The sequence below is a fragment of the Pseudalkalibacillus sp. Hm43 genome (genome assembly GCF_051842935.1).
Classification (GTDB): Bacteria; Bacillota; Bacilli; order Bacillales; family Fictibacillaceae; genus Pseudalkalibacillus.
Genome location: NZ_JBPXRR010000001.1, coordinates 2,189,692 through 2,204,223, shown reverse-complemented (window position 1 = coordinate 2,204,223; position 14,532 = coordinate 2,189,692). Strand labels below are relative to the sequence as shown.

The window sequence follows — 14,532 nt, the reverse complement described above, 5'->3', positions numbered from 1 at the left end:
TCCTTTTACGTTAAAAATGAATGCGCTTACAAACTCTGTGATTGGGGGACGTTATTGTGTTGGGTATGGAAGATGGAATCGTTGGGATTGCGTGGATTGGAACACTCCTTGCAGCAGTTGGTTGTGTCGTCTTCGGGGCTGTGATGTGGAACCGCGGAGGGGATGATTCACAATGAACTTGGCTGTCCTTATACCGATTTGTATTGTTTACATAGGAATCATGTCAGGACTTGCTTATTACGGCTACAAAAAAACGACGACTGAAGCAGATTATCTCGTCGGGGGACGAAATATCCATCCTGCCGTTATGGCACTTTCTTATGGCGCGACGTTCATCAGTACTTCAGCCATCATCGGATTCGGTGGTGCAGCAGGTGTATTTGGAATGGGCTTGTTATGGCTCGCATTTCTGAACATCGTGTTAGGAATCTTTGTAGCTTTTGCGATTTTTGGTACGAAGATTCGAAGATTATCAATTGAATTGGATGCCTCGACATTCCCGACTTTACTTGGAAAAAGGTATAAATCGAATTTTATTACTGTTTTTGCTGGTGCGATGATTTTCGTACTGATGCCAGCTTATACGAGTATCGTCTTGATTGGTGGGGCACGTTTTTTGGAAGAGTCTCTCGCGATGAATTTTAATATTGCGTTGCTGATTTTAGCATTGATCATTGCCCTCTATGTCATAAGTGGTGGAATTAAAGCGGTCATGTATACCGATGCGTTCGGAGCTGTCATCATGCTCGTTGGGATGGCGATATTCTTGTTCGTCACTTACCAGGCTGTTGGTGGATTTATTGAAGGTCATCGAGGATTAAGTGCGATGAAAGATTTGGTCCCGCAGCCACTTATTGATGGAGGGCATCTCGGATGGACAAGCATGCCTGCGTTAGGTTCACCACTTTGGTGGACGATGGTCAGCACGATCATCATGGGTGTTGGAATCGGTGTTTTGGCTCAACCACAGCTTGCTATGCGTTGTATGACGGTGAAGGACGACCGTGCACTATACCGTTCCGTATTGGTTGGTGGCGTGTTCATCTTGTTCATGACAGGAGCGGCGTTTGCGATTGGTCCATTGAGCAACCTGTATTTCTTCAACACATCAGGAGAGATTGCGTTAACAGCTGCGGGTGGTAATACGGACTTGATCATTCCGAAATTCATCAACGCCATTATGCCGGATTGGTTCATCTATCTTTTCACACTGACGTTATTATCCGCGACCATATCAACGGTTTCGTCATTGATCCATGTTCAGGCGACTGCGTTTGGTCAGGATATTTTGAAAACGATGGGAATTAACAAGTTGTTCGGTCTGAAAATGAACGTATCTCGAGTAGGAGTCATACTTGGAATGGTTGCAGCAGTCATCCTGGCTTACATTTTACCTGGCGGGGTCATTGCCACAGCAACGGCATTCTGGTTCGGTATTTGTGGAGCCGCATTCTTACCAGCATTGATTGGAGCTTTCTATTGGAAGGGTGCGACAAAAGCAGGGGCAACCTACAGTGTCATAACTGGCTTTACAGTCAGTATCTTAGGATTCCTCTTCCTCCATGTAAAAGAATCAGCGGCTTTAGGGTTATCCAAAGCGATTTTTGGAAAAGATGCCTTGTTAGCATTCCCGTGGACACACATTGACCCACTCTTCTATGCACTGCCATTATCCACAATCGTCTTCATTGTGGTCAGCTTGCTTACGAAAGGCACAAGTGTGAAAGAACGATATGAAGAACAACATAAAACCGCACTGTAAATTGTTTTTTGGAAGACTGTAAAGGCCGATTGCCTTTACGGTCTTTCTTTTTGCTAGAAGAAGGTTATCATCTGCTCATATAGAAGTAGTTGTGAGGAAAAATGGAAGTGGGAGAGATTACTGTGAATGAAGTCATCAAAAAATTATCGGAAATCCAGACTGGGGAAGTAGGGATTATCATCTATTCTCCAGCTGAGAAAAATGTTATCGCCTCATTTAATGGTGATTTGAATGTTCCGCTCGCCTCAGCAGGGAAAGTAGCGATTGGTTTTGTCGTTACGAAGTGGGTGCAATTGAACTATTTCTCTTGGAGCGAGACGGTGAGCGGAATCGAATTCGATGAAAAAGAAGATAGTAGGGAGCTTTATCCTCATCTGCAAGGAATGCAGGAGCTCACTTTGGAAAATGCAATCGAAGTTATGGTGGCGTGTCATGATAACGTGATTGCCAAAAGGGTTGTTGAACACTGTGGTGGTTGGCATGCGTTCAATGAAGAACTGCAGAAATTCTTCCGTAGTATCAACCTGAAGTCGGATTCAACGGATATAGAGAATAGCGGAAACTTGAACGAGTTATTTATCTTATTGAATGAAGTCTATGAGGGGTATATTTCTGACTCTGGGTTATGGAAACCGGTCGTGAATGGACTGGTGAGACAACAAGGTCCAATTGAAGGAATCCCGGCGCATCACCTAAACCATATGACTGGCGGATTGCCAACTGCCCTTGTTCATCTTGGTATGTTAGGGGAGTTCCATCACAACCCTCTTCTCTATGTGGTCGGTGTAAAAAATTTACCGGATCGATCGGGAAATGGAGAAGCAGACGTGAAAGTAACCGAAGCGTTACGAATGATGTACAACCACAGGGAGGATATGTAGGATGGAGTTTTATCGATTCGATCAAGCAGTAGGGAAAGACATTAAACAGTTTGATTCTAAGTTCATCATGTCCCGAGTTGTCATGACGGATAAGCCAGCACATATCGGGTGTATGCATCTGGATGTGGACGGATTGATCGGTTATCATCAGGCGGTTGTTCCTCAACTTTTGTTAATCATGAGTGGCGAAGGAAAAGTCAGGGGAGAGGATGATCAATTCTTTCCTGTGAAAGCAGGTGACGCGGTCTTTTGGAAGAAAGATGAATGGCATGAAACGAAGACGGAAACGGGACTAACCGCAATCGTAATTGAAAGCGAAGAGTTGGACCCTTCATCCTTCATGCCTGCCAGAATGGTGAACGCATAAGTAAAGGGCTGACGAGAAGTCAGCCCTTTTTTTCATTCAAAACGGGTGTGTAGCGAGTTGCTTAACCGGTTCAGTTTAGGGTGGATCCAGAAATAGAACGTGAATGTGAAATAACCGATTCCTGATAAAAGTAGGATAAGTGGTCCTGAACTCAATTCCCCAAAAATTCCTCCTAGAAAATAACCAAGTGGACTTAGTGAACCAAGTATGGATAAAATGAATGCAAATCCAATTCCCAAGTATTCCTGAGGCAGATTCACCTGAATCAAGGTCTGTACATAAATGCCGATGATCCCGATTCCAACCCATGAAAAGCCAAAAAAGATAAACGGTACGATGTACCATTCACTCAAGGCGAAAGCCGTAATCCAACAGATCCCTGAAAAAAGGGAGGCGATTGGCATGATGCGGTTCAATGGGAGATGCTCCACCTTGCTTGAAAGCACTGTCCCGAGCAATGTTCCGACTGACATCGCAGTGAGCCAGAAACCGAATTCAGCTGAACTTTCTGATATGACCGGCAGCATTGCGAGCCCCATCGTTGCGAGGACATTGATCCCAATGATGCCGAACATCAAACTCAATAAGATGGTCCGTCCTTTTACCACGGTATAACCCTCAATGAGATCACGCTTATACTGTTCAAGGAACTTCAGGGTGGAGGGCTGTGCTTCTTTCTTTGTTTTCGGTACTTTTAAATAGATGAGAAAGAGCAGCGCTGTTCCAATCAGAAGCACACTATTGGATACGTAAATGATGCCGAGTCCAACAAAGATGATCAGAATTCCGGAAATTGCATCCGAAATGATGTCTAGCGTTTGATAGGAAAAAGCAAAAACAGAATTGACCTTCGTTAGATCTTTCCGGTCGGCTAACCCTTCAATCAATGCACTTTCGGTCGGATAGGTCGCCTCTGATAAGGCCAGTGCCAGGAACATCAATACGAATAAGAGTGGCAGCCAGAGCACATTTGAAAAATAAAGTAGCGCGATGATACCGACTAATATCCCTTGACCAAGCTCTGCGAAAAATAAGATCTTTCGTTTTGAAAATCGGTCGATCAGCGGACCGTATAAAAATTGCAAAGTGACCGGCAACATAGCAATAGCGCTCGTCAGCCCGATTAAAAAGGCAGAGTCGGTTGTTGTTTTGACATACCAGATCGTTGCAATCATGTACAGGCTGTCTGCGATGTTTGTTATGATTCTACCAATCAATAAAATGAGCAGTTGTTTGTTCATAGATTTCTCCTCCGATGATGTGTGGATTTTTACACATTGCTGAGTCATTCATCCACATCGGAGGGGCTCGGATTCGATTGGTGCTGCAGCGGCGCTAATGTTCGAATGGATTAAGATGTAGCGTATGTACCATAATTAGAAATCCTTTCCTTTTTAAAAAGTTGTAAGTCATTATGACACTGATGCTGGGGAAGTTCAAGAACCGAATAGGAATAACTTACTAATTTCTAAAATAAGGGTCCGTTTTTCTAAGAAAAACGCTCATTATTCTAAAACGGACAGTGAAATTTCTAAAACCAGTGCTGATTTTTCTAAGACGCCGGACCAATTTTCTAAAACGCCCCCTTACCAATAGGAAAAGACGGATCCGCTCACGGATCCGCCCCTTATTTTTACATGGATTTCTGCTCATTTCGGATATGTTGCAATGCTCGTTCCAGCATGAGCTGATTTTTATCGCAAATCTCCTGTTTTCGTGGGATTTCAGGGTAAATATCGTCTGGATCGTCCCAGTTTTCCGGCAGATCGACGGGCGCTTTCGCTTGCCACTTCGTCCGCCACACATCCGGAAGCGCGCCACTCAAGTCATGTCCGTTCATTTCCGCCCAGATCATCGACCACGCTCTCGGTACGACGCGCCAAATATCGTAACCACCACCGCCGACTGCGATCCAGCGACCATCTGCATACCGATCAGCCGCTTGTTTCACAATTTGCGGAATCCTACGATACGACTTCATCGTCACCGATAAATGCGTGAGTGGATCCCAATAGTGCGCATCTACACCATTTTGGCTGATGATGACGTCAGGCTTGAAGAACCGCGCGATCTCATCAATGGACTCTTCCAATACCGGAATCCACGAATCATCCTCTGTGAATGCATCGACAGGAATATTGAACGAATAACCGTAGCCTTTGCCTGCTCCTTTTTCCGAGACATTACCGGTACCGGGGAACAAGTAACGACCGGTCTCATGGATTGAGAACGTGCAAACGTCCGGATCGTCGTAAAAAGCCCATTGCACACCGTCTCCGTGATGGGCATCTGTATCAATATACAGCACACGGGCGTTGTATTTCTGTTTCATATATTCGATCGCGATGGAGCTGTCATTGTAAATACAAAACCCTGACGCACGACCACGGAATCCGTGATGAAGACCGCCGCCAAGGCTGAGCGCTTTCTTCGTCTTTCCTTCAAAAACTTGCTCAACTGCACTCAGAGTTGCCCCGACAAGCCAGGCACTCGATTCATGCATATCATTGAAAATCGGTGTGTCATCCGTATTCAGTCCAAAGCTCGACTCTTGCGAAGGAGGGAGCTGACCGGTACTCGCCTGCTTGACAGCGTTTACATAATCCTTGTTATGAATAAGCTCGATCTCCTCATCGGTGGCCTTCCGAGGGGCAACGATCTGATCGTCCTGTAAAATACCCGCATCACGCAGCAGCTCGTACGTCAATTTAAACCGTAACGGATTGAAGGGATGATGGTTACTGAATTTATAGCTTAAGAGCTGATCTGAAAAAATGAAAACCGGTTTCGTCATACTTGTTCTCCTGGTGATACGGGCCACATTACGTTATAGCCTTCAGATTTCAAATGATCGATGATCGGTTGTGGATTCATCGTTTGAAGGCGTAACACAAGGACTTTCGTTGTGTCGGTTTCGCCAGGGTAGACGAGGACGCTCGTGATGTTGACGTTGTGATGACGGATGACGGCTGTGACGTCGGCTAATTTTCCAGATACATTCTCTACATGGACTTCAAATTGGGAGCTTGGCTGGTGTGCTCCAGTCAGTTGGATCAATGTATAAAGCATGTCCCGTTCGGTGATCATTCCGACCACTTCTCGTTGATTCACGACTGGAATACATCCGATTCGCTCTTCGTAAAAAACAGTCAACAGCTCTTCGATAAAATCGAGGGGATGGGCTGTGATGACTTGTTTCGTCATGACCGCATGGACCTGTGCACTTTCCGCATCTTCATTCTTCGGAAGTCGATCCATTACGAGATCCCGGTCAGAAACGATTCCGATCAGATGGTTATGGTGATTGACGACAGGGATATGGCGGATTTTATTTCTCGTCATGATGTCTTTCGCTTCTTGGATGGTTGTATCTTGCTGGATGGTGACGACATCCCTTTTCATAACTTTCTCTACCTTCAAAAAAGACACCTCCTAATACATGAAACGGTTCTGGAACCTCAGTTGGTCGAATTGCTGGATGGACTCCCGGTCGACTCGGCTGCCGATCCTTGCCATCAAACAGTTGGCTGGATGGGAGCTGATTTCTGGATCGTCCGTTGCAAACCACTCGAGACCGCCAGCACTCATCATTTTTTCCATCACTTTTCGGTAATCCCAAACCGATAGCCCGGTTCCTTTTAAATCCCAATGCCAGTAATATTCAGTCGTGATGACGATGAAATCTTCCATCGCATCGTCCATCATGGATACTTTCAATAGATTCTTTCCGATTTTATAGTTCCGGAACTCTGGAATGATTTCAATCGCTCCGAGTTCAATCAAATTCTCCATATTACCTTGAGACCATCGTTCCATCGGATCCGGATAGACGTACGTGACATATCCGACGATCGTGTTCTGATGGCGGGCAATGATGATTCTACCTTCTGGAAGTCCTGCAATTTCGATCAAAGCTTTATGTTGTTCAGCAGGGGGTCGAAACGCAGTCAAGTCTTCATGGAATTCATAGCTTGCGAGTGTGGTAGGTTTGATCGGACCTTCAAGTATTAGTTTTCCTTTAGGTGTGTTCACCGTTTTGGCATTATAAATCTTCGTATGCTTCAAGCTTTGTTTCACCACCTGTGATAGACTCTTCTCTTATTATACATGAAACCATATACAGTAAGCGTTTTCAAACATAATAATAGAGGATGTTCAAAAAGTCCGGTGGAATATAGCCGTCGAATTTCTGCGTCAGCTTGCTTTTCCGCTCCTCACGTATTGAGTACATACGATCCGGTGCTCAAAGCAGCGCTTTCTTGAACTTCTTGCCTCTATTATCCTCCTTTTTGAACGTACTATATGAACTGTTTTAAAATTGAGAATACTCAAATATATGATATACTAATTTTAAATCTTTGAATAAAGGGGAGATCCAATAATGAAAGTGGAAGCGCTTCCGGTTATCAACGGAGATTATAACCTGCAAGATTACGAAACTACCTATAAAAACTTTGACTGGTCACAGGTAGAACAGAACTTCACCTGGTCTACGACGGGGCGAGTAAACATGGCTTACGAGGCGATCGACCGTCATGCTGAATCCGCAAAGAAAAATCAGGTAGCCCTTTATTTTTCAGACCCGAAACGAGACGAGAAATATACGTTTAAAGAAATGAAAGATTACTCCAATAAAGCTGGTAATGTAATGAGAGATTTGGACGTGGAGAAAGGCGACCGCGTGTTCATCTTCATGCCGCGTTCCCCTGAACTTTACTTCCTGTTCCTCGGTGCTTTGAAAGTAGGAGCGATCGTTGGACCGCTTTTCGAAGCGTTCATGGAAGGTGCCGTTACGGACCGGCTGGAAGACAGTGAAGCGAAAGTGCTCGTAACCACTCCAGCCCTATTGGATCGTGTACCGGTAGATAAGCTGCCGGCATTGAAACACGTCATCCTGGTCGGTGACGATGTGAAAGAAGACGACACATACGTCGACTATTACGGCCGCATGGAAAAAGCGAGCAAAAACCTCGACATCGAGTGGGTGGATCGTGAAGACGGGATGATCCTGCATTATACTTCAGGGTCGACTGGAAAGCCGAAAGGTGTCCTTCACGTGCATAACGCCATGATCCAGCACTACCAAACAGGTAAGTGGGTCCTCGACTTGAAAGAGGATGACGTCTACTGGTGTACAGCGGACCCGGGTTGGGTGACTGGTACTTCCTACGGTGTGTTCGCCCCTTGGTTGAACGGGGTATCGAACGTCATCCGAGGAGGACGTTTCAGTCCAGAAGACTGGTATTCGACAATTGAAAAATATGGTGTCACTGTCTGGTATAGTGCACCGACTGCATTCCGTATGCTGATGGGAGCAGGTGATGAAGTCGTAAAGCAATTCGACCTCTCATCCTTGCGCCATATCTTGAGTGTCGGTGAGCCGTTGAACCCGGAAGTTGTCCGTTGGGGGAACAAAGTGTTCGACTTACGCATCCACGACAACTGGTGGATGACGGAAACAGGCGCACAGCTCATCAGTAACTTCCCGGCGATGGAAATCAAGCCAGGTTCCATGGGGAAACCGCTCCCGGGAATTAAGGCTGCAATCATCGACGATCAAGGAAATGAGCTACCACCTTATCGCATGGGGAACCTGGCGATCAAAAAAGGATGGCCGTCGATGATGCGAGCGATCTGGAATCGTCCGGAAAAATATGAGTCTTACTTTACTAAAGGAGACTGGTATATTTCAGGAGACTCCGCCTACATGGATGAAGACGGATACTTCTGGTTCCAGGGACGAATCGACGACGTAATCATGACGTCAGGTGAACGTGTCGGACCGTTTGAAGTCGAGAGTAAGCTCGTGGAGCATCCAGCGATTGCTGAAGCGGGTGTCATCGGGAAACCGGATCCAGTCCGCGGTGAAATCATCAAGGCATTCATCGCACTCCGTACTGGTTATGAAGCGAACGAGGATCTGAAAGAAGAGATTCGCTCCTTTGTGAAAAAAGGATTGGCAGCACACGCAGCGCCACGTGAGATTGAGTTCAAGGAGAAACTTCCGAAGACGCGAAGTGGTAAGATCATGCGTCGTGTGTTGAAGGCGTGGGAATTGGATCTACCGACAGGTGACCTTTCCACAATGGAAGACTAATAGATTGAGTTTAGAAGCATGCGGGAAATCCCGCATGCTTTTTTACTGAAGTGGGGGCAATCATCCCTCGGCAGGCCAGTAGAAAAAAGTCGTTTTCAGGCGTAATTTTATGCCTCAAATCGCTGTTAAATTATGTTAAGGTAATGAAGTAGTAAGTCTAATCATAAAAGTCTGAAAGTTAGTGAAGGACTTGGGGGGATACGATGAGTCAGGCAGTTGAACAAATCAAAATTGTAGAATACGATCCAAGCTATGCAGCGGCTGTCGCAGAAATGTGGAATAAAAGTCGCGACGGTTGGGGCGGCTCCAATACGGTCCAGACCGAAGAACAAGTGTTGAAGCAAGAAGCCAACTCGACCAACCTGAACCTATACCTGGCTTTAGATAGTGACCAAGTCGTGGGCTATTGCGGGTTGAGTGAGTACCGTGAGGACGAAGGTGCTTTATACATTCCGTTATTGAACGTACGTGACGACTATCATGGCAAAAAGATCGGGAAGAAGCTCGTGTTGAAAGCACTTGAGCGTGTAATCGAGCTGAAATGGCCGAGGCTCGACCTGTACACTTGGCCTGGAAATACGAAGGCAGTACCACTGTATAAAAAATGCGGATTCTTCTGGGAGGACCGGGATGACACAACGCACTTGATGAACTTCATGCCGACTGTTTTACATACCGAAGCCGTTGAAGAATTCTTCAAAGACCTGAATTGGTACGAAGCGAGTACAAGAGCAATCGAAGTGAAACCGGACGGGCGTAAGGAGAATGACTTCCATTTTTACGAGTATTCCTGGTCGAACCGTGGTCAGATGCTGAAAATGGAATTCGAACGATTCGGTCGCGGACTTCGTTCTATAGAAACAGATGATTACAGGATTGATGCGAGTTTAGAAGATTTCAAGCTCGTATTCGGTTCAGAGTATAAGATTCGCTACCATATTAAGAATAAGTCAGGAAAGCCACTGACGATTTCATTGCAAGGTTCAAATCACAAAAATATCCGATTTAATTTGTCGAAGGATTATATTGAGGTGAAAGAGGAAGAGATCGTAGAAGCTCCTTTTTACGTAGATGCCATTGAAGAAGAGCAAAGTATTTGGCGGACACATCCGACTGTGAATACGAAGCTTCTCATCAATGGAAAAGAAGCGCAGTTCAAAATCGGCCTGATGCCGAAATTCCCTGCGAACGTGTCCAGTCATGCGAAAGAAAATCTCACTTATAAAGGGTCCACTTCATGCTTTTATATAAATATCGAAAACAACTATAAAGAGCCTGTTACGTTTTCGTTTCCTTTACCTGAAACAGAGCTCTTCGATACGGAGCGGAAGAAAATCGAGGTAACCTTGCAGCCGAAGTCGAGATGCTCAATCCCTATTGAATATACGCTGAAAAAGCATGGATTCTACTCACCTGAAGTAGTGGTCACAGCAACAAAACCAGATGGGTCGACCACGACTTTTAAGAAGAAGCTGGGCGTTGCGTTCAAAGGCATCGGCACGAAGTTTGCTGGAGAAAGTGAAGACGCTTATCACTTATACAATGGACAATATCAGCTCTGGTTGAAGAAGTTCAACAACTGGGTGGAACCCGGAAAACACTCAGCTGAGGAACAAGAGTCTGCTCTTATGTATCCGAAGCTCGGAAAGCCTTTCTCGGAAGAGTTTGCGAGGTTACGTGCGAATCAGGTGGTCTTTTTCGAAGAGGAAAATGCCGTCGGTTATCGTGCGACATACACCTCCAGAGCCTTTGAAGGAATCCGATTGCATGCTGTCGCGAAGTTGTTTGCTGAAGGATTGGTGGAACAGCATTACGAGTTGGAAAATACGAGTTCTGATGATTTAACAGAGGATCTTTGGCTGAATATTCCCGTGTACCATTCCATGGAGCGGGCTGTCCTTCCGTATGAGGATAAAATCGTCGAACTGAAAGATTCAATCGGTTGTTTCACAGAGTACTGGAATGGAAAATCGGTCACAGAAAACTGGTTGTTTGCGCGGGTTCCTAATGATCCGAGAGGGTTGTGCTGGCCGGATGACCTGAAGTTCAACTTCGGTTCATGGTACGTCTTTTTTGAAAAAGAAATCGGTAAGTTGAAAGCGAATGAAGTCGTGAGGACAAAACCGATTCACTTATCAATCGGAGCATTCCAGGATTGGAAGGAATTTCGAGGTTTTGCCAAACAACAAAGCGTTGAGCCCGCTCAGGTGACCGATCACCTAGACCTCTCCATCAATGACCACAATCCGTTCGTCGCTGGTAATCAGATGGAAGTCGGTTTGAAAGATTTTAAAGCCGCCTACTTTAACGGGACGATTGAGCTTCTATCGGATGGAAAAGTAGTGAACCGAGAATCGTTCAAGTCAGAAGATAAGGTGAAACAGCATCCATTTCACGTGAACATGGAAAGCTTGAGTTCAATTGGCGTTATTGAATCAAGCGTTCAGCTGGACTCGGTGGAAACGAAGAGAAAAGCCCTCTATGTGAAAAAAGGGCAAGACTCACTTCGCTTCGAGACGAAAGTGAAAGAAGGAATGGATGTATATACGTGCAGTAACGGGTACTTGGAGATCTCTGTTGCACCGGACTTCTACCCAGGCTTGTATTCGTTGAAATCCAACAATGGCGAATGGCTCGACTCTTCATTCCCGAAAGTCCAACCGAAATCCTGGTGGAACCCGTGGGCTGGTGGAGTGAACAATGCGCTCCGCGTCGTCAGTGCAAACTCGTTGTTGAAGGAGAAACGGGAGGCAGAATTCGTTTCAGTTGAAGATAACAAGGGAAATAAGTGGGAAGGCATCAAGGTGGTCGTGAAGCTCGAAAAGCATGAAGAGTACAAAGGATTCGAATACCATCAGTACTTTTTGATGTTACCAGGTTCATCGGTCCTTGCCACCACGACGGAAATCATCCAGAATGCTGATCGGTATATTAATATGAAACATTGGGATACCAATTGCTATTTCAAGCCGAGTGAAGAGTTGAAAGCGAGCTGGGGCAATCTCCTGAACGCTTCCGGACAGTGGCAAAAGCTATACGGCGGAAAAGGAGAGCAGCAAATGCGATTCCCTAGTAGTGTCGTGTTTGGCTCAGAGGATCGCGATGACCGATTGCAGATCGTGACCGATACGGTGGGTGTCCAACTGACTACTTATATCAACAAGGAAATCATGTTCTTTGAAGTGAATTCCCAACTTAATTTGGAAAACGGAGGACGTATATTTACAAAGCCGGTCTTTTTCATGGTGAATGAGAACGTCATTCCGGATTCTGCTCTGGAAGATTTGAAATCACTTCGATTCTAGAAACATGTTGACTCTCTTATAAAGGAAGGTTATTCATGAAAATCATCGATGCACATATGCACTTTTCCGATATCGAAAGTTTCAAAGAGACGGCGAGAGATCTTTCCAAGCTTGATTATTCATATGAAGGCATCATTAAAGAATATGAAGATGCGAATGTGGTGTTAGGCATCGGAATGGGGTTGCAGGAAAAGGAGAAGGAAGGATTTCCGGATGCTGCATCTTCAACTCCGATGGGAATGGATCTGCATGAACGGTTGCCCTCTTCAGTCGTTTATTGTGCGGGTGTGAACCCTCACCACCTGGACGAAACAGCAATCGAGGCATTGGAGAAATCCGTGCAAGATCCGAAAGTCGTCGGGATAAAAATTTACTTAGGGTATTATCGTTATTACGCACATGACAAGGTGTACGATCCTGTTTATAAAATTGCGAGTAAATATGGATTACCGGTCGTTTTCCATACGGGGGATACGTATTCTGAGAGAGGCTTGTTGAAGTACTCGCATCCATTGACGCTGGATGAAGTGGCTGTGGAACACCGAGACATCAACTTCGTCATGGCGCACTTCGGAGATCCATGGACATTGGACGGAGCAGAAGTCGTTTATAAAAACCGGAACATGTACGCGGATCTGTCCGGTTTGGTCGTCGGAACTGCGGAAGACTTGAAGCGATACAAAGACTCTCCTCGCTTTTTCAACCATTTGAAGCACGCATTGACGTTCACGGACAATTACAAGAAGTTTCTGTTCGGGACCGATTGGCCGCTTATTCCGGTACAGCCGTACATCGAATTTGTGAAGAGCATCATCCCGAAAGAATATCACGAAGACGTTTTCTACAATACAGCTCTTAAAGTTTTTCCGAAAATCGAGAAGCATTTATAGTGGGGAAGTGACCAGATGCCTGGTCACTTTTCTTTTTGGTAAAACCGTCGGGCTTTTGCACGGTTTCCGCAATCAGCCATCGAGCACCAGCGACGGCTCCGATTCCGGCTCGTATCGTAAAACAACCAGCCACACGGATCACCCTCACACTGTTTGACTCGTTTCCATTCGTTTCTTGAAACGAGTAGATCTACTGCTGATTGCAAGATGGGAGGGAGCATCATGTCGAGGTCCTCAGTCGTATAGTGGAAACCTAATCTGAATTGATCTTTCTGTTGGGTTAATTGCAAGTTTTGATAATATTGGCTGATGAACGTATTGAACTGTTCGATGTCGCCTTGCGAAGGGAATTGTTGTTTGGAAATGCGTTTAAAGATCCGATACAGCCCTTCACGGAACTGAAATGTTTGCTCTAAAACTTGTGCAGCCGCAGCAGGATTTTTTTCCGCTTTTTGATGAAGGACTTTCGCTTCCTCTTCAGTCAACAATTGCGCGTAGATCGACCAATCGATCAATTTGGCATAACTCGTAAACCAATCTCTGCTTTTATCAACACTTTCACGCCAGCTGACGGTATTGATGAAATCCATACATAAGCGTTCTCCAACCATCATATAAGGGTTCGATTCTGACATTTTGAAAACTCCTTTTCTATAACCATCATAATACATATTGACAGTTATAAACAACTCAACTACACTATAACCATCTAAATCTATTTAGAAGGTTAAAATTGAATTGGAGGTAACCCAATGAAGAATCCAATGTTGTTAGCTGTTCAAACATTGTTGAAGGAAACATTTGATGGTCCTGAAAAGAATGCAAGTTGGTTCACTGAAGCTAAGCCTAGAAGTGGACTGTACGGAACACTTGAGAACGTTACAGCAGAGCAGGCGTCTATACCCGTTCATGGCACGACGATCGCTGCTCAAACCGATCATACCCGTTACTATTTGTGGGTTGCGAATTCCTATTTAAGAGGAGAAGAACCTGCAAAAGATTGGGAAGCATCATGGAAGATTTCAGAGGTTGAATCCATTACATGGAGCGAATTCAAGCACAAACTTCAACACGAATACAACACACTCCTGAAGTCGATTGATTCATTGGACACCTTAGATGAACAAACCTCCCACGGACTGCTGGGCGCGATCGCTCACTCTGCCTATCACCTTGGTTCCGTCCGCCAAATGATCAAAGCCTTAAAAGTACCTAGCCAGACTTAGCCAT

The 14,532-nt window shown here is 45.3% G+C and carries 13 protein-coding genes; 8 read left to right on the top strand and 5 right to left on the bottom strand.

The features are described 5' to 3' along the window. Positions 1 to 56 precede the first annotated feature (56 nt). The 4 genes from ACSVDE_RS11615 (at position 57) to ACSVDE_RS11600 (ending at position 3,010) form a co-directional block, all read left to right on the top strand. Positions 57 to 176: a symporter small accessory protein gene (locus ACSVDE_RS11615; RefSeq protein WP_439301051.1), complete on the top strand. Its 120-nt coding sequence runs from the start codon at positions 57 to 59 to the stop codon at positions 174 to 176. Next, on the top strand, positions 173 to 1,762 hold the full coding sequence (locus tag ACSVDE_RS11610; protein ID WP_439301050.1) for a sodium:solute symporter family protein: 1,590 nt from the start codon (positions 173 to 175) through the stop codon (positions 1,760 to 1,762). The genes ACSVDE_RS11615 and ACSVDE_RS11610 overlap by 4 nt, the downstream gene beginning before the upstream one ends. 122 nt (positions 1,763 to 1,884) lie before the next feature. After that, positions 1,885 to 2,643 (top strand): serine hydrolase, encoded by a 759-nt coding sequence (locus ACSVDE_RS11605; RefSeq protein ID WP_439301049.1) that lies wholly within the window; start codon positions 1,885 to 1,887, stop codon positions 2,641 to 2,643. A 1-nt stretch (position 2,644) separates the two neighbouring features. Further along, complete coding sequence (locus tag ACSVDE_RS11600) at positions 2,645 to 3,010, top strand: cupin domain-containing protein (protein WP_439301048.1); 366 nt, start codon at positions 2,645 to 2,647, stop codon at positions 3,008 to 3,010. Positions 3,011 to 3,042: 32 nt separating this feature from the next. Here the strand turns inward: ACSVDE_RS11600 and ACSVDE_RS11595 are convergent, their stop codons facing one another. The 4 genes from ACSVDE_RS11595 to ACSVDE_RS11580 form a co-directional block, all read right to left on the bottom strand. Further along, the gene (locus tag ACSVDE_RS11595; protein WP_439301047.1) at positions 3,043 to 4,251 is read right to left on the bottom strand and encodes an MFS transporter; all 1,209 of its coding nucleotides are present in this window, start codon (positions 4,249 to 4,251) and stop codon (positions 3,043 to 3,045) included. A gap of 392 nt (positions 4,252 to 4,643) precedes the next feature. Next, complete coding sequence (locus ACSVDE_RS11590; protein ID WP_439301046.1) at positions 4,644 to 5,804, bottom strand: acetoin utilization protein AcuC; 1,161 nt, start codon at positions 5,802 to 5,804, stop codon at positions 4,644 to 4,646. Next, on the bottom strand, positions 5,801 to 6,430 hold the full coding sequence (locus tag ACSVDE_RS11585) for an acetoin utilization AcuB family protein (RefSeq protein WP_439301045.1): 630 nt from the start codon (positions 6,428 to 6,430) through the stop codon (positions 5,801 to 5,803). The genes ACSVDE_RS11590 and ACSVDE_RS11585 overlap by 4 nt, the downstream gene beginning before the upstream one ends. Before the next feature lie 12 nt (positions 6,431 to 6,442). Continuing rightward, entirely contained in the window at positions 6,443 to 7,075 is a 633-nt protein-coding gene (locus ACSVDE_RS11580; protein ID WP_439301044.1) for a GNAT family N-acetyltransferase, read from the bottom strand. A 316-nt stretch (positions 7,076 to 7,391) separates the two neighbouring features. On the opposite strand from ACSVDE_RS11580, the gene acsA reads away from it, so the two are divergent. From acsA to ACSVDE_RS11565, 3 genes are all read left to right on the top strand, one after another. Next, positions 7,392 to 9,107 carry an acetate--CoA ligase gene (gene acsA, locus ACSVDE_RS11575; protein WP_439301043.1) on the top strand — a complete coding sequence of 572 codons (1,716 nt, stop codon included), beginning with the start codon at positions 7,392 to 7,394 and terminating at the stop codon, positions 9,105 to 9,107. A gap of 203 nt (positions 9,108 to 9,310) precedes the next feature. Further along, a complete protein-coding gene (locus tag ACSVDE_RS11570; protein ID WP_439301042.1) occupies positions 9,311 to 12,412 on the top strand; it encodes a GNAT family N-acetyltransferase in 3,102 nt (1,033 codons plus the stop codon). A 35-nt stretch (positions 12,413 to 12,447) separates the two neighbouring features. Then, complete coding sequence (locus tag ACSVDE_RS11565; RefSeq protein ID WP_439301041.1) at positions 12,448 to 13,302, top strand: amidohydrolase family protein; 855 nt, start codon at positions 12,448 to 12,450, stop codon at positions 13,300 to 13,302. 23 nt (positions 13,303 to 13,325) lie between these two features. Here ACSVDE_RS11565 and ACSVDE_RS11560 read toward each other — a convergent pair whose 3' ends face one another. Next, the gene (locus ACSVDE_RS11560; protein ID WP_439301040.1) at positions 13,326 to 13,937 is read right to left on the bottom strand and encodes a CGNR zinc finger domain-containing protein; all 612 of its coding nucleotides are present in this window, start codon (positions 13,935 to 13,937) and stop codon (positions 13,326 to 13,328) included. A gap of 117 nt (positions 13,938 to 14,054) precedes the next feature. Here ACSVDE_RS11560 and ACSVDE_RS11555 point away from each other — a divergent pair, with 117 nt between their 5' ends. Continuing rightward, positions 14,055 to 14,528, top strand: coding sequence for a hypothetical protein (locus ACSVDE_RS11555; RefSeq protein WP_439301039.1), 474 nt, complete (start codon positions 14,055 to 14,057; stop codon positions 14,526 to 14,528). The last annotated feature ends 4 nt before the right edge of the window (positions 14,529 to 14,532 follow it).

Excerpts from the sequence above, each read along its gene's own strand:
- ACSVDE_RS11590 (WP_439301046.1), bottom strand. The coding sequence starts at position 5,804 with ATGACGAAACCGGTTTTCATTTTTTCAGATCAGCTCTTAAGCTATAAA.
- ACSVDE_RS11570 (WP_439301042.1), top strand. The coding sequence starts at position 9,311 with ATGAGTCAGGCAGTTGAACAAATCAAAATTGTAGAATACGATCCAAGC.
- acsA (WP_439301043.1), top strand. The coding sequence starts at position 7,392 with ATGAAAGTGGAAGCGCTTCCGGTTATCAACGGAGATTATAACCTGCAA.
- ACSVDE_RS11555 (WP_439301039.1), top strand. The coding sequence starts at position 14,055 with ATGAAGAATCCAATGTTGTTAGCTGTTCAAACATTGTTGAAGGAAACA.
- ACSVDE_RS11610 (WP_439301050.1), top strand. The coding sequence starts at position 173 with ATGAACTTGGCTGTCCTTATACCGATTTGTATTGTTTACATAGGAATC.
- ACSVDE_RS11600 (WP_439301048.1), top strand. The coding sequence starts at position 2,645 with ATGGAGTTTTATCGATTCGATCAAGCAGTAGGGAAAGACATTAAACAG.
- ACSVDE_RS11565 (WP_439301041.1), top strand. The coding sequence starts at position 12,448 with ATGAAAATCATCGATGCACATATGCACTTTTCCGATATCGAAAGTTTC.
- ACSVDE_RS11595 (WP_439301047.1), bottom strand. The coding sequence starts at position 4,251 with ATGAACAAACAACTGCTCATTTTATTGATTGGTAGAATCATAACAAAC.
- ACSVDE_RS11560 (WP_439301040.1), bottom strand. The coding sequence starts at position 13,937 with ATGTCAGAATCGAACCCTTATATGATGGTTGGAGAACGCTTATGTATG.